Annotated in this window: 14 protein-coding genes; 9 read left to right on the top strand and 5 right to left on the bottom strand. The window is 67.2% G+C overall.

Annotation, left to right across the window (positions count from 1 at the left end; all coding sequences use genetic code 11):
- Positions 1–14 precede the first annotated feature (14 nt).
- The 4 genes from QNO10_RS07645 (at position 15) to QNO10_RS07630 (ending at position 3719) form a co-directional block, all read left to right on the top strand.
- Complete coding sequence (locus QNO10_RS07645; protein WP_229948150.1) at positions 15–791, top strand: hypothetical protein; 777 nt, start codon at positions 15–17, stop codon at positions 789–791.
- Positions 792–906: 115 nt separating this feature from the next.
- Complete coding sequence (locus QNO10_RS07640; RefSeq protein ID WP_229948151.1) at positions 907–1356, top strand: acyl-CoA thioesterase; 450 nt, start codon at positions 907–909, stop codon at positions 1354–1356.
- Between the two features lie 76 nt (positions 1357–1432).
- Positions 1433–2584, top strand: coding sequence for a glycosyltransferase (locus QNO10_RS07635; RefSeq protein WP_229948152.1), 1152 nt, complete (start codon positions 1433–1435; stop codon positions 2582–2584).
- Between the two features lie 10 nt (positions 2585–2594).
- A complete protein-coding gene (locus QNO10_RS07630) occupies positions 2595–3719 on the top strand; it encodes a glycosyltransferase (RefSeq protein ID WP_229948153.1) in 1125 nt (374 codons plus the stop codon).
- Here the strand turns inward: QNO10_RS07630 and QNO10_RS07625 are convergent.
- A complete protein-coding gene (locus tag QNO10_RS07625; RefSeq protein WP_229948155.1) occupies positions 3703–4608 on the bottom strand; it encodes a glycosyltransferase family 2 protein in 906 nt (301 codons plus the stop codon). The two genes, QNO10_RS07630 and QNO10_RS07625, sit on opposite strands and share 17 nt — an antisense overlap.
- Before the next feature lie 126 nt (positions 4609–4734).
- Here QNO10_RS07625 and QNO10_RS07620 point away from each other — a divergent pair, with 126 nt between their 5' ends.
- Positions 4735–5802: a glycosyltransferase family protein gene (locus QNO10_RS07620; RefSeq protein ID WP_284162171.1), complete on the top strand. Its 1068-nt coding sequence runs from the start codon at positions 4735–4737 to the stop codon at positions 5800–5802.
- Here the strand turns inward: QNO10_RS07620 and QNO10_RS07615 are convergent.
- Positions 5799–8108, bottom strand: a complete 2310-nt coding sequence (locus tag QNO10_RS07615; protein ID WP_229948161.1) for a glycoside hydrolase family 3 C-terminal domain-containing protein — start codon at positions 8106–8108, stop codon at positions 5799–5801. The genes QNO10_RS07620 and QNO10_RS07615 overlap by 4 nt on opposite strands.
- Before the next feature lie 197 nt (positions 8109–8305).
- Between QNO10_RS07615 and QNO10_RS07610 the strand changes: the two genes are divergently transcribed.
- Positions 8306–9964: an ABC1 kinase family protein gene (locus QNO10_RS07610; RefSeq protein WP_229948163.1), complete on the top strand. Its 1659-nt coding sequence runs from the start codon at positions 8306–8308 to the stop codon at positions 9962–9964.
- A gap of 75 nt (positions 9965–10039) precedes the next feature.
- On the opposite strand, the gene QNO10_RS07605 is transcribed toward QNO10_RS07610, so the two are convergent.
- Entirely contained in the window at positions 10040–11386 is a 1347-nt protein-coding gene (locus QNO10_RS07605) for an MFS transporter (protein WP_229948165.1), read from the bottom strand.
- Positions 11387–11670: 284 nt separating this feature from the next.
- Between QNO10_RS07605 and QNO10_RS07600 the strand changes: the two genes are divergently transcribed.
- Genes QNO10_RS07600 through QNO10_RS07590 form a run of 3 tightly spaced genes read left to right on the top strand, consistent with a single transcriptional unit; the run spans position 11671 to position 15204 of the window.
- The gene (locus tag QNO10_RS07600; RefSeq protein WP_229948168.1) at positions 11671–12543 is read left to right on the top strand and encodes a shikimate dehydrogenase; all 873 of its coding nucleotides are present in this window, start codon (positions 11671–11673) and stop codon (positions 12541–12543) included.
- 18 nt (positions 12544–12561) lie between these two features.
- A complete protein-coding gene (locus tag QNO10_RS07595) occupies positions 12562–14448 on the top strand; it encodes a bifunctional sugar phosphate isomerase/epimerase/4-hydroxyphenylpyruvate dioxygenase family protein (RefSeq protein WP_229948169.1) in 1887 nt (628 codons plus the stop codon).
- Positions 14449–15204, top strand: coding sequence for an IclR family transcriptional regulator domain-containing protein (locus tag QNO10_RS07590; RefSeq protein WP_229948171.1), 756 nt, complete (start codon positions 14449–14451; stop codon positions 15202–15204).
- Here the strand turns inward: QNO10_RS07590 and glsA are convergent, their stop codons facing one another.
- Together glsA and gadC are read right to left on the bottom strand one after the other, a co-directional pair.
- On the bottom strand, positions 15205–16155 hold the full coding sequence (gene glsA / locus QNO10_RS07585) for a glutaminase A (protein WP_229948173.1): 951 nt from the start codon (positions 16153–16155) through the stop codon (positions 15205–15207).
- Positions 16152–17858 carry a glutamine/gamma-aminobutyrate antiporter GadC gene (gadC, locus tag QNO10_RS07580; protein ID WP_229948175.1) on the bottom strand — a complete coding sequence of 569 codons (1707 nt, stop codon included), beginning with the start codon at positions 17856–17858 and terminating at the stop codon, positions 16152–16154. Before gadC ends, glsA begins: the two co-directional genes overlap by 4 nt.
- Between the last annotated feature and the right edge of the window lie 31 nt (positions 17859–17889).

Here is a 17889-nt window from a genome sequence, read left to right as displayed (position 1 = left end):
GGCATACTGGCCGCATGACGAGGTTGGAGGGGCCGCTTGCCGACCCGCAGTCAGGTCTCTGGATTGCCGGACGGCTGGCCCAGGCGGGAACCGTCTCGGGCACGGTGCCGGAGGGGTTCGAGGCATATGCGCGCATCTTCCATCCGATCCACGCGCAGCTGATGGGCTGGCAGCAGGACGGTCCCGCGACGGTCGATTCCCGCACCATGCGCTGGCAGGAACTCGCCGAGGTCCGCGGAGCGGTTCCACACCCGCTGATGCAATGGGCGTCCATCCTGGCCGGTTACCGCAATCCGGTTTCGAACGAGCCGGGGTGGCAGTATGAGGACCCGCTGGTGGGGTCAATGCCTTCCGGGACCCTGGCCGAGGTGGTCCGTATCCTCGGCGCACACACACCGGCGCCGGAGAGGTGCACCGCGGGCCTGTGGGACGGCTACGGCTGGGTCACGGGCAGCGTGCAGGCCGCCTTCATCGACGCCGGCGGCACCGCTGCCCGGCTCCAGCTGCCCCTGCGCGGCTACCTGTTGTTCCAGGCGGACCTCTCCGTCTTTGCCGGCAGGGGGTGGCAGGAGCGGAACGGCTGGGATCCACTCCAGAGCCCGAACCTGCTGTGGCCGGCCGACGCGGCCTGGTTCCTCGCGACGGAAATCGACCTGGATTCAACGCTGGTAGGCGGCCCGGCCGCGCTTATCGCGGACCTGGTGGAATCCAGGACCATCGAGGCGCTGCAGGTCCCGGCGGACGGCGATGTCACAGCCCTCGGCGACACCGTCAATGAGGCACCCGACTGAGCCCAGGCCCGGAGGGAGCGGCATCACGCCAGGGTCAGGGACCTAACAGGGGTCTGTGAGCAAGGCATCCGCAGAACGGACGGATTGCCCGAAAGGCTGTGGATAAGCTGAAGATATGCCCCTTGAGAACATCAATTTCCATACCCGCAAATGGGTCCGGCCGGAAGACCTGAACGCCAACGGAACCCTGTTCGGCGGCAGCCTGCTGCGCTGGATCGACGAAGAAGCCACCGTGTACGCCATCCTGCAGATGGGTAACGGACGGGTGGTCACCAAATTCATGTCGGAGATCAACTTCGTCAGTTCCGCGGTGCAGGGCGACCTGATTGAAATGGGGCTCACCGCCACCAAGTTCGGCCGAACCTCCCTCACCATGCAGGCCGAGGTACGCAACATGATCACCCGCCGCAGCATCCTGACAATCGACAAGATCGTGTTCGTCAACCTGGATGAGAACGGCAAACCCGTCCCGCACGGCTACACCAGCATCAGCTACGACCGGGACCGGCTGCCTTCCCACCACATCCCTCCGGTGCCTTTCGGCGCCGAGCCTTTCGCGGGCTGATCCGGCCGCAGCGCCTGCCCGCCCCCCCCGGGACCTTTTCCGGTCCGGGGGAGGGATTCAAGGCATACTTATTCTTATGAGTCAGAACTTCCCCCTGCCGCAGGGGCACGCGGCGGAGGGGGAGCCACTGCGCATAGCAATCCTGGCCCATCTCCACCATCCGATTTCCAGCCCGTTCCTGGGCGGGCTCGAAATGCATACGTCGTTGATGGCGGATGAGTTCGCCTCGCGTGGCCACGACGTGACGCTTTTCGGCAAGGCAGGCTCCGAGTCCCGCGGCCGGGTAGTGGATGTTCTTGGGCGGTCCTTCGAATTTCAGCGCGGGCTGGCCCCGGAACAGATGCGCCGCCAGCAGCAGACGCTGGACGACGCTCTCGGCAGGGCCGTCGCCGCTGTGCGGACGGGGGACTTCGACATCGTGGTGAACAATTCGTTAAGCCTGCTGCCCTATCTCGAGCTGGCGGACCTTCCTCTGCTGACCATCCTCCACACCCCGCCGCTGCCCTGGATTATCGACGCCGTCGAGGACGGGCGTGCGCCGCTTTCACCCCTGCACCGCTTCGTCAGCGTCTCAGCGCGCAACGCAACCGGCTGGTCCGCTCATCTGCCGAACCTCCAGGTCATCCACAACGGCATCCGACTGGCCGACTGGCCCGCCGGCACGCCCCGGCGCCCGGGCACCGCAGTCTGGGCCGGGCGCGTTACTCCCGAGAAGGGCCTGCACATCGCCATCGACGCCGCACGGATGGCCGGCATGGAACTGCACTTCGCCGGTCCGGTCAGCGATGAAAAGTACTTTGAGCGCAGCGTCGCCCCGCACCTGGGCCGGGGAGTCCATCACGTTGGCCACCTTGACCACCGGAACCTTGCTGGCTTCCTGGGCTCCGGCGAGGTTTTCATTGCCTCGCCGGTCTGGTCCGAGCCGTTCGGACTCACCGCCCTGGAGGCGATGGCATGCGGCACCCCGGTCGCTGCCCTGCCATTGGGGGCCATGCCGGAGATCATCGACGCCGACGGCGGCCGGCTGGCCGAGGGCCTTGGCCCGGACGCCCTGGCTGCGGCCATCACCGAGGCGCGGCGCATTGACCGGGACGGCGTGCGCAGATCCGCGGCCCGCTTCAGCGCCGCCGCCATGGTTGGTGCCTACGAGGACCAGATCCGTTCCCTGCTGGACCCGGATGGCCTGCCGTCGCAGCCAGCCATGCCCGACGCCGCCCTCATACCGTAGGAATCCGCCAGTGCCCGCCTCCCGCTTGCCCCGCGTCGCCTACTACGCCCACCACCATGGCACGGGCCATCTGCGCCATGCCGCCAACATCGCCCGCCTCGGCGCAGTGGACCTGCTCGTCACCGGCACCGTTCCACCCGGGGGCGTTCCCCGGCTCCCCGGCGGGGCGCGGTTCGCTGCGCTGCCGCCCGACGTCGGCCAGCGTGGCCCGTATCCCGCGGGACCCGGGGAGTTCCTGCACTACGCGCCGCCTGGCCCAGCCCTGCAGGCACGGTTTGCGCAGCTGCACCGGCTCTGGGAAGAGTTCGCCCCGGACGTGGTGGTGGTGGACGTGTCGGTGGAGACAGCCGTTTTTGCCCGGCTGGCCGGCTACCCCGTGATCCACCGCAGGATGCACGGGGACCGGACGGACCTGCCGCACCGGCTGGCCTACGATTCCGTTCACGGGTTGCTCGCCTATTTCCCCGAGTCGATCGAAGACCCGGCGCACCTGCAGGCCTACGGCGCCAAGAGTTCCTACCTTGGCATGCTGGCGCCGGACACTGCTCCGGCCGCGGGCAGCTTCCCGGTCCGTGCGCGGACCGTGGCGGTGCAGACCTCACTCGGCGGCACCGGGGTGGAGCTGGGGGACGTCCTTGAGGCCGCCCGCAGCACCCCCGGATGGCAGTGGGAAGTGATGGGCCACACCGCCGGGGTACCCCAGCGGCTTCCCTCGAACGTCGAGCTGATGGGCGTCGTGGCGGACCCGGGTCCACGGCTGGCCGCCGCGGACGTGGTGGTGACATCCGCCGGGCATAACGCCGTGGCCGCCGCGGCGGCCGCCCGGCGCCCGGTCCTGCTGATCCCTGAGACCCGGCCGTTCCGGGAACAGGCGGTCTTCGCCGAGTCGCTGGCGGCGGCGGGTGCTGCCTCCGCACCGGGCTTCACCGCCGTGGAGAACTGGGAAGCAACACTGGAGGACCTGCGCAGTACGGATCCGGAACTGCTGGCACGGACACTGCTGGTTTCCTCGGACCGGTTCCGGGACTGCTTCCTTGCTGCCGTGGACTCTGCGGTGTCGGGCGGGGAAGCGCCGGGCGGTGAAGCGCCGATGCAGGCGTCTCCCGGCAGCGCGGATTTCAGTACGGCTCGTTGACCCGGGCCGCAGCCAGCTCCGCTGGTCCGGGCACGCGGAGCAGGTGCAGGTCTTCACCGTCGCGGTCCCAGTCCACGTAGCCCGCGCTGGCAAAGGCCTCAAGCCAGCCGGTCATCGGCCAGCCGCCCCATTTACGCCGGAACGCCACCGCGTTGACCACGATGGATTCCAGATGCTGCAGCGGCGGACGGTGCACGCCGTGGTGCTGGTGGAACATGGTGGCTGCGGAGAATGCCAGCGGAACGGCCTTGCGCCGGGCGGTAAAGGCGAAGTCCGTGTCCTCGCCCCCGTAGCCGGCAAAGGATTCGTCGAAGCCGCCGATCCGCCCGTACGTATCCCGGTGCACGGCAAACCCCAGCGACCAGAACAAGGCATACTCCTCCGAGGCGATTGCCGCTTCCCCCGGCGCCGGTGCCAGGGCGGCACGGGCGTGGTGCGGCACCGAATCCCGGTACAGGACGCTGTCGCCGCCGCCGGACGTCCAGTCCTGCACACCGGCGTCGGCCGTGAGGTACCGGGGTGCGGCCATCACCAGTCCGCCGGTCCGGTCCAGGTCGGCCAGCAGCTGGTCGAACATGTCCGCGGCGGGAATGCAGTCCACGTCAAGGAAGACCAGCGTGCCGGACCGGGCGGCGGCGGCAGCTTCATTGCGGGCGGCGCCCAGGGGGAGCGGTGCGCCGGCGCCGCCGGACACATGGACCACCCGCAGCGGCACGTCGCTGGCAGGAGGAACGGCCGCGGGCTGGTCCATGTAGCAGACCACGATTTCAGCCGGCAGGCGGGTGGAGCGGCAGATTCCACGGACCGCATTGGCCAGGTGGATATCCCGGCCCGAACTGATGATGAGTACCGAGAATGCCGGATCGGAGCCGGTGTGCTGCGGCTGCATTGTTCCCTTCCGCCTGAGGCGCCCTTCGCGGAGGCACCAAAATACTAAGTATACTGAAGACAGTTTTCGGGCTGATCAGGAGGATGCGTGGGTACGGCGGAGGCTTCAATTATCAGGGTGGCCTCCGTGCCGCACAGCCAGGTCTATATCCGGCACACAGGGGCCGTCCCCGGTGAACCGCAGACCGTGGCGCGGCTCGCCGACCCCGACCCCCTCAACCCCGGCCAGTCCACGGAGGCAAAATGGTGGCCCCCGGTCATGCTGGATGCCGACTGGATCCGGAAGAACGCGGACAGTTTCGACCTGATGCATATCCATTTCGGCTTCGACGCCATTTCGCCGGAGGACCTGCGGGCCGTCACGGCGGAGTTGAAGGCCCAGGGAAAGCCGCTGGTCTACACGGTGCACGATCTGCGCAACCCGCACCACCTCACTCCGGTTGCACACGACGCGCAGCTGGATGTCCTCATTCCCGCCGCTGTTGGACTCATTACCCTCACCCCCGGTGCCGCCGACGCCGTCTCGCGCCGGTGGGGCCGCCGGCCGCAGGTGCTGCCGCACCCCCACGTCGTTCCGCTTGACGAGCTGGAACGGCGCCAATCCCTGCGGCTTGCAGCGGGTCCCCGCGAAGAGTTCCGCGTGGGGATCCACCTGAAGAGCCTGCGCCCGAACATGATGGACGGAGCGGTCCTGCCGGACCTGCTCGACGCCGTGGAGCAGCTTCCCGGGGCCGTGCTGCAGGTCAACGGGCACCCGGACATCCTCACGCCCAGCGGGGACAAATACCGTCCGGAGCTGCACCGCTGGCTGACGGACGCGGCGGCGGCCGGACGGCTGGAGCTGGAGGTCCGGGACTACTTCGATGAACCGCAGCTGTGGGACTACCTCTCCAGCCTGGATGTCTCCGTCCTGCCGTACCGCTTCGGCACCCACTCGGGCTGGCTGGAGGCATGCACCGACCTCGGCACGAACGTGCTGGCTCCATCCTGCGGCTTTTACGCCCAGCAGCGCGCCGCAGTCACCGAATTTATCCACGACGAGGACGGACTGGACGCCCAGTCCCTGGCCACTGCGCTCAAGCAGGTGCACGCTTCCCGGCACTGGCCGGGAATGAGCCGGGAGGAGCGGACCGCCGAGCGCCGGCAGGTAGCTGCGGCCCACGAAGAGCTCTACCGTTCCCTGCTCTCCGCCTAGCCCGGCGCTTCTCCTCCGGGGGCCGGTCCGGCCTTCCGCAGTGCCTGTTCCACGGCGTGCAGCCGGTCCGGGGTCAGCGGGCTGCCGGGAAACCGTGCCAGCCGCCGCAGGGGCAGGCTTCCCATCAGCGCCAGCGCCGCGGCCAGGCCGCCCGCCCCGGATGTTTCTTCCGTGCCGCCCTCCGTGCCGCCGCCGGCCAGCCCACCCAGGAGTTCCCTGCCCAGCGGATGCGCCAGCCATTCCGTCACGGTGGAATCCAGGGTCAGCCGAGCCGTGGTAGCAGTGCCGGTGCCGGGCAGATCGACGGTTCCGCTCAGCCGGATGTCCCGTGAGGAGGAGCCGACGTCGATCCGGCAGGTTCCGGCGTCGGTCATCCAGCGGTGCCCTGCCGGGTCGAACCTCGCCAGCGCCCCCAACGGCACGGCCAGGGACACCGTGGCCGACGCTCCGGGCTCCAGGAACACCTTGCGGAATCCCCGCAGCTCGCGCGGTGGCCGGACGGCGGGTCCGTCCGGTCCGCCCGAGTACACCTGCAGGACTTCGGCTCCGGCCCGGGTGCCGGTGTTCGTCAGGGTCGCGGCTACGGACAGGGCCGGCCCCGTCCCGGTGTCCGCCACGTGCAGGTCCAGGTTGCTGTACTCGAAGCTGGTGTAGGACAGTCCGTGGCCGAAGGGGAAGGCCGGTTCGATGGCCCGCGCGTCGTACCACCGGTAGCCCACCAGCACGCCTTCCCCGTAGCGGACCGTGCCGGCCTCGCCGGGGTAGTTTCCGAACGCCGGTGTGTCTTCAATCCGCTGCGGAAAGGTCTCGGCGAGCTTGCCGGACGGGTTCACCCCGCCCAGCAGGACGTCCGCGAGGGCTTCGCCGCCGGCCTGTCCCGGCAGCCAGGCTTCCAGTACGGCTGGAACCTGCGAGGCCCAGCCGGTCTCGACTGCGCCTCCGTTGAACAGGACCACAACGGTCCAGGGGTTCGCTGCCGTTACTGCCCGAAGCGCCGCCAGCTGGTTGGCCGGGAGGGACAGATCGGGGCGGTCGAAGCCTTCGGACTCCTCAGCTTCGGTCAGGCCAAGGAAGAACACCACCGCGTCTGCCGTCGAGGCTGCGGTCTCCGCTTCGGCCACGAGCTGCGGATCGGGTGTGCCGTCCAGCCGGTACGCGGCGGCGAAGACGGCCGCGGCGGTCCGCTCCACGAGGGCATCGAGCGGCACGCTGACCCGGGTGGGGGTGACCTGGGAGGAGCCGGAGCCCTGATACCGGGGAGTGCGGGCAAGTTCGCCCACCACGGCCAAACGGAGCCCTGGGGAGAACGGAAGGATTCCGCCGTCGTTCTTCAGCAGCACCATGGACTCCGCAGCTGCCCCGCGCGCCAGTTCATGGTGCTCCGCCGCGTCCGCTGTTCCGCCCCGCGGAGAAGAAGTGCGGTCAGCCAGCTGCAGCAGCCTCGCAAGGGAAGCATCAATCATCTCCCCATTGACGGTGCCTGCCTCGAGGCCCGCCTTCAGTTCGGCCGGCCCCAGGCCGGAACTTGCGGGCATTTCCAGGTCCAGTCCGGCGTCGAGCGCGGCCGCTCGGTCGGTGACGGCACCCCAGTCGGACACGACCAGGCCGTCGAACCCCCAGTCACTGCGCAGCACGGTCTCCAGGAGCCAGGCATTTTCGGCGGCGTGGATGCCGTTGACCTTGTTGTAGGCAGCCATCAGGGTCCATGGATGCGCGGTGCGGACCACTGTTTCGAAGGCCGGCAGGTAAATCTCGTGCAGGGTGCGTTCATCCACGGACACATCGATGCGCATCCGGTCCGCTTCCTGGTTGTTCGCAGCGAAGTGCTTGGGGCAGGCCGCTACGCCTTCGGCCTGGAGGGCGCGGACCCAGGCCGCCCCCAACGTGCCGGCCAGCAACGGGTCTTCTGAGAAGTATTCGAAGTTGCGGCCGCACAGGGGAGTGCGCTTGATGTTCAGCCCGGGTCCCAGGACGACGTCGACGTGCGCGGCGGCGGCTTCCTTCGCGGTCGCCGTGCCGAGGCGGGCCAGGAGTTCCGGGTCCCAGGAACAGGCCGTCAGGCATTCCGCCGGGAAGCAGGTGGCCGGCAGGGCGTCGCCGATTCCCGGTTCGGTGTCGCTGCGGGGCCGCCGGATCCCGTGCGGCCCGTCCGCGAGGACCAGGGAACGCAGCCCCGCTGCCGGGGCAGCGGCCGTGGTCCAGAAGGACGCCCCGGAGAGTAGGACGGGTTTATCGGCCGGCGGGATGGCGGATACCCGCTCCCGCTGCACGGAACCGGGCGGCTGGTGAGGCATGGACGTTGGCATGTGGCGGAGTCTAGGGGTCCGGCTGCACCTCCCGGAAGAGCACCGGTGCTTGAACCGCTGCCTGTGCCATGCCCCAGTGACGTCCCCCAGTGCCGTCCCCCAGTGCCCGGCCCTGTCCGCGGAACACGCCCTGCCGCTAGTGTTTCGGTAACGAAGCGCAGCGCAGACGCCGGGCCTCCCGTGGACGGAGCAGACGAATGATCAGCCAGCTGGACCGTTACCGGCAGATCGCCGAAATCCTCTACCGCAACGGCTTGGGCTTCCTGGTGTCCGCCCTCGGCCTTGAGGGCAGGCTGCCGTTCCGCCGCCAGCAGGGTCCGGAGCCTGCCGGGCGTCCCCGTACCCGTCCCCAGTATCTGCGCACTGCCCTCGAGGAGCTCGGACCCACCTATGTGAAGATTGGCCAGCTGCTCTCCACCCGCCCGGACCTGCTTCCTCCGGACTACCAGCGGGAACTGGCGAAGCTGCAGGACGACGCCGAGGCGGTGCCCTGGGCGCAGATCTCGGACGAGCTGCGGCAGGAACTGGGCGGAGACCCGCTGGAAGTTTTCCGGTCCTTCGACACGACCGTGATGGCGAGTGCTTCGATCGGGCAGGTCTACGCCGCCACCCTGAAAGGCGGCACCGAGGTGGTGGTCAAGGTACGCCGGCCCGGCATCGCCGCCCAAGTGGACCAGGACCTGGAAATCCTGCAGAACCTTGCCAACGCGGCCTCTAAACGCTGGGAAGCAGCCCGGGACTACGACCTCACCGGACTGATGGATGAATTCGCCGCCACCCTGCGCTCCGAGCTGGACTACCTCCAGGAAGGACGCAACGCGGACCGCTTCCAGGCCAACTTCGAAGACGACGCGGCGATTACCATCCCCGGCGTGTACTGGGACTACACCACGTCCCGTGTCCTGACGATGGACCGGCTGGGGGGAATGAAGGTCACCGATATCCCCGCGCTCGACGCCGCCGGGATCGACCGCCCGGCACTCGCGGTGGCCGCGGCGCGCGTTGAAATGAAGATGGTTTTCGATGACGGGTTTTTCCATGCCGATCCGCACCCCGGGAACCTGTTCGTGGAGCCCGGCGGGCGTGTGGGGCTGATCGACTTCGGCATGGTGGGGGAGGTTGACGAGAAACTGCGCAGCCAGCTCTCCGCGCTGTTCATTGGCATTGTCCGGAAGGACCCGGAGCGGATCACCAATGCGCTGGTGCGGATGAACGCTTCCGGGCGGAGGGTGGACCGGGTGAAGCTCAGGATGGACCTGGGGCCGCTGATCCGGCTGTATTCGGGCAAGGACCTGGGCACCGCGCCGGTGGGAACCATCATCAGCACCGGACTGGGCATCCTGCGCGCGCACCACATCCAGCTTCCGCGGGAGATGGCGCTGCTGCTGAGGATGCTGATCATGACCGAAGGCATGGGCGAGGTATTGGATCCCAACTTCCGGCTGGGACCGACACTGGGCCCGTACGCACGGCGGATGGCGTTGCAGCAGCTCAATCCGGTGAAGTATGCCCGCAGAATCGGCCGGGCGGGTACGGAGGTCCTGGAGCTGGGTGCGGAGCTGCCGGAGCAGGTGCGCCGCCTGATCAACACCCTGGATTTCGAGGGTGTGGAGGTCCATATCCGGGCCGAGGAGCTGTTGCCGCTGGTTCAACGGTTTGAGCGGGTGGGAAACCGGCTGGTGGCGGCCATCTTCGCGTCCGCATTTATCCGGGGAGTGGGGGAGCTGACCCTGGGCGATTCCTCCCGCTGGAAATCGTGGCAGGCGCCGTTGATGAGTGCCGGGCTGGCGTCAACCGGCGCCTTGGGCGGATACATTGCCTGGACATCGCGCCGGGCCCGCCTGCGTGGCATGTGAAGCGGAGACAGGTCCGGGGCGGGAAAGTTCCCGCCCCGGACCCGGAGATGACGCGTACTGCCGGTGCCTACACTGCTAGGCCTGTGCCGGCCGTACGGGAGCGACGGTCTTGGCCAGGCCAAGGCCCAGTTCCGCCGTCGGAGTGTGCGCGGTTTCCTTGGCGGTGAGGGCGGAAATCGCGGCGATGGCGCAGATGGCACCGGTGAACATGCTGGTCACCACCCAGCCCCCGGGTTCCAGCCCGCCGATTGCGGCAACAATGGACGGCGCAAAACCGGCCATCAGGAAGCCGAGCTGCGTGCCGATGGCCAGGCCGGAGAACCGGACCTTGGCGCTGAACATCTCTCCGTAGAAGGACGGCCAGACGGCGTTCGCCGCCGCGTAGCCGCAGGAGAAGACGGCCACGGAGAGGGCGAACTGCAGCAGCGTGTTACCGGATTCCATGGACAGCAGGTAGAACGGCATGATCACCGCGCTTGAAACCGCACCGTAGATGAAGACCGGACGGCGTCCGATCCGGTCGGCCAGCCGGCCGAACAGGGGCTGCGTGAACAGTGCAAAGACGTTGCCGGCGACCACGAGCCACAGCGTAATGTTGGCATCCACGTTGCCCACCTCGGTGCCGTACTTGATGGCGAGGGTTCCGTACACGGTGGAGACGGCCGCGATGAAGGCGCAGCAGATGACGCGCAGCACGTCGCGCCAGTGGTCCTTGAGCAGGACACCCACCGGCAGCTTGGCGATTTCGTTGCGTTCCTTCGCCTCCGTAAAGGTGGGGGTTTCATGCAGCGAACGGCGGATGAAGTACGTGACGATGACAACCACGGCACTGAGCCAGAACGGGATGCGCCAGCCGATGCCGTACTTGATATCGTCCGGCAGGGCCACAACGGGAATGAAGACCAGGGCGGCAAGGATCTGCCCGCCCTGCGTTCCGGTCAGTGTCCAGGAGGTGAAGAACGAGCGGCGGTTGTCCGGTGCGTGTTCCAGGGTCATGGAACTGGCACCGGCCTGCTCGCCGGCGGCGGAGAGTCCCTGCATCAGGCGGCAGAAGACCAGCAGGACCGGGGCCCACCAGCCGATCGTGTTGAAGTCCGGCAGGCAGCCGATCAGGAAGGTGGACCCGCCCATCAGCAGGAGGGTGAACATGAGGACCTTTTGGCGGCCCACCCGGTCACCGAAATGTCCGAGGATGACGGCGCCAACGGGCCGGGCAATGTAGGCGAACCCGAAGGTGGCGAGCGACATAACGCTGGCCTGGGTGTCGGCATCCGGGAAAAACACGCGGGGGAAAATCAGCGCGGCGGCGGAACCGAAAATGAAGAAGTCGTAGTACTCGACGGCACTGCCCATAAAGCTGGCAGTGGCGGCCTTGCGCGGGGTCTTGCCCGTTGCTGGTCCAGCGGTGGCGGATGCGTCCATTGCATCTCTCCTGACGTGGGCGTTGCGGGTGGGGGGTCTGTCTGGGCTGTGGAGCCGGTCCACGGGGTTATTCCGGGGCGGCGGTATGTGCTGGACCCGGCGTGGAGGTGGGGGTTCTGCTGCACGCCGGCCAGGCTGTGTGCGGAATACGAACGCGTGTGCATTGTCCGTACACTTGAAGTAATGTAGCCCACAGCAAAAGGTCCGGCAAGCTGTGACGCAAGTCCGCAGCAGTGTTCGAAGATCCGGTCCCGCACCCTGCAAGCACCGGAAGGAACCGCCCCATGAGTGGCACCGAGGAATCGTTCATTGTTGGATTGATCGGGGAAGGAATCACGGCGTCTCTCACCCCTCCTATGCATGAGCGGGAAGCCGACCACCAGGGACTGCGGTACATCTACCGGCCGATCGACCTCACACTGCTGGGCCGCCCGGGCTCCGATGTTGGAGCGCTGCTGCGCTGGGGACGGGACCTGGGCTTCAACGCCTTCAACGTTACCCACCCCTGCAAGCAATTGGTCCTTTCCGAACTGGATGAGGTGTCCGACGACGCCGCCCGGCTGGGGGCGGTCAATACGGTCCTGATCCGGGACGGCAGGTTCATCGGACACAACACCGATTTTTCCGGCTTCGGCGGTGCGCTGGCCGGTGGGCTTCCGGACGCCGCGCTGGGCTCGGTGGTGCAGCTGGGCGTGGGCGGCGCGGGTGCTGCCGTGGCGTATGCCCTGCTCAAGGCGGGTACGGCCAAGCTGACCCTGCTGGACCTGGACCCGCTGCGCGCAGCCGAACGCGCTGCGGCCCTGTCTGCACTTTTCCCGGAACAACTGATCACCGCCGGTACGCCCGCGGACCTGCCCGCAGCCCTTCCGGACGCTGACGGGCTGGTGCATGCCACCCCCGTCGGAATGCACTCCCACCCCGGCCTCGCCGTGGACCTCGACCTGCTCAGCCCTTCCCAGTGGGTGGCCGACGTCGTATACCGTCCGGTCGAAACGGAGCTGATCCGTGGCGCCCGCGCCCTGGGCTGCCCGGTGCTCGACGGCGGACGCATGGCCGTGGGCCAGGCCGTAGACGCCTTTGAACTGATTACCGGCATCCGGCCCGACGCCGGACGGATGCTTGCGCACTTCCACGAACTGATCGAACAGGGCCGCTGAGGCCGGGACCGGAGCGCCATGCGTACCTCAATTGCCACTGTCTGCCTGAGCGGCACGCTCGAAGAGAAGATGCGCGCCTGCGCGGATGCGGGTTTTGACGGCATCGAAATCTTCGAGCCGGATCTTCTGGTGTCGCCGTCCAGCCCGGAGCAGATCCGCAGCCTCGCTGCCGGACTGGGCCTGACCCTTGACCTGTACCAGCCGTTCCGTGACTTCGAGGGCGTCGAGGATCCCCAGCTGGAGGCCAATCTCGCCCGCGCCCGGGCGAAGTTCGAGCTGATGAACCGGCTGGGCATCGACACCATGCTCCTGTGCAGCAACGTCGCCACGGCGACGCTTGATGACGACGCCGTGGTGGCCGCCCAGCTGCGCCGGCTGGGGGAGCTGGCGGCGGGCTACGGGGTGAAGGTTGCCTATGAGGCCCTTGCCTGGGGAAAGTACGTCAACGACTTCGAGCATGCCCAGCGCATCGTGGACCTGGCCGACCATCCGCAGATCGGTACCTGCCTGGACAGTTTCCACATCCTTTCCCGCGGCTGGGATCCCGCAGCGATCGAGAAGATCCCCGCAGAGAAGATCTTCTTCGTCCAGCTGGCGGATGCGCCGGAGCTTTCCCTGGACGTCCTGTCCTGGAGCCGGCACTACCGCGTCTTTCCCGGCGAGGGTGCTTTCGACCTGGTCCGGTTCATGGCCCACCTGGTCCGCAGCGGCTACGACGGACCGGTTTCGCTGGAGATCTTCAACGACGTGTTCCGGCAGACGGCCGAGGACCGGACGGCCGTGGATGCCATGCGTTCCCTGATCTGGCTGGAGGAGCGGACATCGTCGTACCTCGGCGAGCACGACGGCGGGACGCGCTACCCGATGTCCCTGGCCACGCTCCCCGGCGTTGCCGAGCCCACCGGGTTCAACTTCGCCGAGGTGAAAGCCGAAAGCCCGGATACGGTCTCTGCGATCCTGCATCAGCTCGGCTTCACCTTCGCCGGACGGCACCGGACCAAACCCGTGCAGCTGTGGACCTCCGGCTCCGCGCGGGTCATCATCAACGGCCAGCAGGCCGGCGGCATGGAGCCGGGTATTTCCGCGCTGGGCCTGGATGTGCAGGACCCGCAGGCCGCAGCCTCACGGGCGGTGCAGCTGCGCGCCCGTCCGGTGAGCCGGCGCAGCCAGGCGGACGAACAGGTGCTGCAGGCAGTGTTCGCCCCCGACTCCACGGAAATCTTCCTCTGCGAAGCCACGGCCGACGGCACGGCTGCCTGGGCGGATGAGTTCGGCCCGGCAGCCCCGGCCGGCCACGGGGAAAGCTCCGGGCCCGCGGCGCAGCCCCTGGTTTCGGCCATCGACCACATCAACCTGTCCCAGCCGTGGCAGCACTTCGACGAGGCGGTGCTCTTCTATGAGTCCACCCTGTCCCTCACACCGATCGCCTCGCAGGAGGTCCCCAGCCCCATGGGCCTGGTCCGCAGCCAGGTGATGCGAAGCGCCGACGGCGGGGTACGCCTGGCATTGAACATCGCTCCGTTGATTGTGGAATCGGAACCCGGCGGCGCGGAGTACCCCCAGCATGTTGCTTTCACCTCCACCGACCTGGTCGCCACGGCCCGCCAGGCCGTCGAGCGGGGGCTGAGGTTCCTGCCGGTGCCGGCCAATTACTACGAGGACCTGGCTGCCCGTTTCCGTCTCGATCCGGACTTCCTGGCCGAACTGCAGGACTTGAACCTGCTCTATGACCGCGACGGCGACGGCGAATTCCTGCACTTCTACACGGGGACGGTAGGTAACGTGTTCTTCGAAGTCGTGGAGCGCCGAGGCGGCTACGAAGGCTACGGTGCGCCCAATGCACCCGTCCGGCTGGCCTCCCAGTACCTGGCTTCCCGGGGGGAAGCGAAACCGAAGGTGCGCTAAGTGGAGGAGGCCGCCGGGTACTACGTCAAATCAGTCGAGAAGGCCTTCGCCGTGCTGGGCGCCTTCACGCTGAACGTGCCCGAGCATACGGTCAGCTCGGCGGCCGCTGCCGCCGGGATCAGCCGGGCCGCCTCGCGCCGGTTTCTCCTCACGCTCCGGGACCTCGGCTATCTCGGCTTCGACGGGACCACGTTCCGGCTGGCACCGCGCACCCTGGACATCGGCTCGTCGTTCCTGGCGCACCTTTCGCTGCCGCACGCAGCCGAGCCGCACCTGAAACAACTTTCCACGGACCTGGGCGAGACGACGTCGCTGTGCATCCTGGACGGAGCCGACGTCGTTTACGTTTCGCGGATCACCTCTGCCCGGCTGGTGCGCGTGGCGGTGAACGTGGGGACGCGTTTCCCAGCCTGGGCCACTTCCATGGGCAGGGTGCTCCTGGCGTCCCTGCCAGAGCCGGAACAGGAGGCCTATTTCAGCACGGTGGTACTCCAGCCCTACACCGCGCACACCGTTCGTACCGTGGAGGAACTGCGGTCGGCGGTGCGCGACGCCGGCGAGCAGGGCTGGTCACGGGTGGCCGATGAGCTGGAGGACGGCCTGCGGGGCGTGGCCGTTCCCGTCCGCAGCGGCGACGGCACCGTGGTGGCGGCTGCAAATGTATCGCTGCAGCTGCACAGCTCGGAACGTGTCCAGGAGACGGTGGTCCCGCCGCTGCGGGCCGCCGCAGACCGGATAGGCCGCGACCTAGGCTAGCTAGTCGCTGTACTCGCTGGCTTTGTAGATGCTCAGCCCGAGCATGCCGGCAATCTGAGCTACGGCCCGCTGCGCCTTGACGCTGTTACCCACGGGATCCAGCGGTGGCGCAAATCCGGCAATGGCCAGTTTTCCAGGCATCACCGCCAGGATGCCGCCGCCCACACCGCTCTTGGCCGGCAGCCCCACGCGGTAGGCCCAGTCGCCGGATGCTGTGTACATCCCCTCCATCGTGATCTCTGCGAGCATCGCGGGGATGTGTCCGGGCTGGACCACCCGGTCGCCGCTGAGGGGATTCACGCCCCGGTTCGCGATGGTTGCTCCCATCGCGGCCAGGTCCCGGGCGGTGACCAGGGTGGAACACTGCCGGGTATACACGTCACAGGCTTCCATCGGATCCGAGTACATGGTGCCGCCCGAGTACAGCAGCCAGGCAATGGCCCGGTTGTGGAAATTGGTCGACTGCTCGGATTCGTTCACCTCGTCGCTCAGATGGATCCGCCGGCCGGCAAAAGCACTCTGGACCTGCAGGATCGCCTCCCACCTGTCCTCGGCACTGTCGCCTGGGATCAGCGACACGGTGGACATCGCCCCTGCGTTGACCAGGGGCGAGACCGGGGTGTTGCCGTGGAGCGCAACCGAGATGACTGAGTTGAACGGCTCCCCGGTGGGATCCGCACCCACCTTTTCCTGGAAGGCCGCCAGCCCCACCTTTTCCATGGCCCAGGCCATCGAGAACACCTTGGAGATGGACTCCAGGGCGAACTCGAAACCCGTGTCCCCGGCTTCGAACAGGCGCCCATCCGCCGTCATGGCGCATACACCGAACAGGTCGGGATTCACCGACGCGAGATACGGGATATAGTCCGCGTTCCTGCCGCCGGAGTCAGTCCGGTGGTCCGCGTACGCCGTCTGGACGGCCGCGTCGATTGCCGAAGGATCCAATTTCATACTGCTGAGCTCCCGCCCCTGGATCCTTTGCCGGGTTTGCCGGCCGAAGAGGCCGCCGGGCGGGCGCCCTGGACCGCTGCAGGTTCCGCGGGCCCGCCGCCGTCGTCGTGCGAATACGTCACCGGGAAACCGGAGGATTCCGCTTCCCGGGTCAGCTGCTCGGTGGAAATGCCGGACTCGGTGACCGTCCCTGGATGCGTATGTTCAATCTGCCAGGTGAATGGAACGAACTCGCTGCCCGGGTCCCGCCAATGCGGCTTGCGGAACGCATAGATAAGGAACGGCAGGATCACCATGACCACAGCTCCACCCACGAGGATGCCGACATACACTGCCGGGGAGCCGACCTGAATCTGGTCGGGCGGGATGAAGCTGAAGGCAAATGCCATCAGCGAACCGAGGAATCCGACACCGCCGATGATCCACATCCCGACGTCGCCGCCCGGCACCCGGTAGGGCCGCGGCCGGTTCGGCTGGCTGTAGCGCAGGTAGATCGCGGCAGCGAACATCAGCATGTACATGATGAGGTACAGGATCACCGTCAGCTGGCTCAGGATCTGGTAGGCGGCCTGGACCGAGGGCAGCACTACGTAGGTCAGGCCCAGTGCGGTGACCATGAAGGCCTGGAAGAACAGGATGTGGGTGCCCATTCCGTTCTTGTTGGTGTGCTGCCAGAAGCGGGGCAGGTAGCCTGCCTTCGCCACGGCAAGCATGCCGGTGGACGGACCTGCCACCCAGGTCACCACACCCGCGAGCACACCGATCAGCAGCATAAAAGCCACTACCGGGCCTGCCCAGCCGATGCCCGCCCATTCGAACATGTCGTTGTAGGAGGTCAACAGGCTCTGGGTGAGGTTGATGTCGGCCTGGGGCACCACGAACGCGATGGCCAGTGTTCCCAGCACAAAGATCAGGACGGTCCCGGCCGCCGCGGTCAGCACGGCAATCGGGTAGTCGCGGGTGGGGTTCTTGACCTCTTTCACGTGGATGGCGTTCATTTCCATGCCGGCGTAGAACAGGAAAATCGATGCGGCAAGCACCACGTTCGAGAAGTTGCCGAAGTCAGGAAGCAGTTCGCCCCAGCCCATCTGGATCTGCGGGGTATTCCCCGCAAAGAAATAGGCAAAACCGAGCACGATCAAAATCACCGCCGGGATGATGGTGCCGATGATGCCGCCCCACTGGCTCACCCGCGAGAAGGCCTTCGCGCCGCGGAAGGCGATAAACGTGGCCAGCCAGTACACCACCAGGACCACCGCGAGGACGAACAGCTTATTTCCGGCGAGCTGGGCGTCCAGATTCTGGTTTTCCCCGGTATACGCCAGCGACACCGCGCCGAACGTCAGCACCGTGGGGAACCAGATGGTGACCTCGATGAACAGCATGAACATGGCCAGGAAGGCCCAGCGTGGGCCGAATGCCTCACCGACCCAGCGGAACACCCCTCCTGTTTCCGGCCACCCCGTAGCCAGTTCGGCGGCCACGATGGAAACCGGAATCAGGAACAGGACGGCTGCAAGGACGTAGTAGAAGATGGAACTCAGCCCGTACTCGGCCTCCGATGGAAGCCCCCGGAGGCTGACCACAGCCACGATATTCATTACTGCCAGGGCGCCGATGGTGATCTGTGCCTTTTGCTTTGATGTGGCCCTTGACCGGTCAGTTCCTGACGAACCGGAATTTGCTGCTCTCGAATCGCTCATTCCACCCACCTCCTCTTAGTGATGGAACCCG

This window comes from Arthrobacter sp. zg-Y919 (assembly GCF_030142045.1).
GTDB lineage: Bacteria > Actinomycetota > Actinomycetes > Actinomycetales > Micrococcaceae > Arthrobacter_B.
The sequence above is the reverse complement of the archived record's forward strand: the minus strand, read 5'-3'. Positions and strand labels throughout refer to the sequence as shown.

Coding starts and splice junctions, on each gene's coding strand:
- QNO10_RS07645 (WP_229948150.1), top strand. CDS start 15: ATGACGAGGTTGGAGGGGCCGCTTGCCGACCCGCAGTCAGGTCTCTGG.
- QNO10_RS07615 (WP_229948161.1), bottom strand. CDS start 8,108: ATGCCAACGTCCATGCCTCACCAGCCGCCCGGTTCCGTGCAGCGGGAG.
- glsA (WP_229948173.1), bottom strand. CDS start 16,155: ATGAAATTGGATCCTTCGGCAATCGACGCGGCCGTCCAGACGGCGTAC.
- QNO10_RS07595 (WP_229948169.1), top strand. CDS start 12,562: ATGCGTACCTCAATTGCCACTGTCTGCCTGAGCGGCACGCTCGAAGAG.
- QNO10_RS07605 (WP_229948165.1), bottom strand. CDS start 11,386: ATGGACGCATCCGCCACCGCTGGACCAGCAACGGGCAAGACCCCGCGC.
- QNO10_RS07635 (WP_229948152.1), top strand. CDS start 1,433: ATGAGTCAGAACTTCCCCCTGCCGCAGGGGCACGCGGCGGAGGGGGAG.
- gadC (WP_229948175.1), bottom strand. CDS start 17,858: ATGAGCGATTCGAGAGCAGCAAATTCCGGTTCGTCAGGAACTGACCGG.
- QNO10_RS07610 (WP_229948163.1), top strand. CDS start 8,306: ATGATCAGCCAGCTGGACCGTTACCGGCAGATCGCCGAAATCCTCTAC.
- QNO10_RS07625 (WP_229948155.1), bottom strand. CDS start 4,608: ATGCAGCCGCAGCACACCGGCTCCGATCCGGCATTCTCGGTACTCATC.
- QNO10_RS07640 (WP_229948151.1), top strand. CDS start 907: ATGCCCCTTGAGAACATCAATTTCCATACCCGCAAATGGGTCCGGCCG.
- QNO10_RS07600 (WP_229948168.1), top strand. CDS start 11,671: ATGAGTGGCACCGAGGAATCGTTCATTGTTGGATTGATCGGGGAAGGA.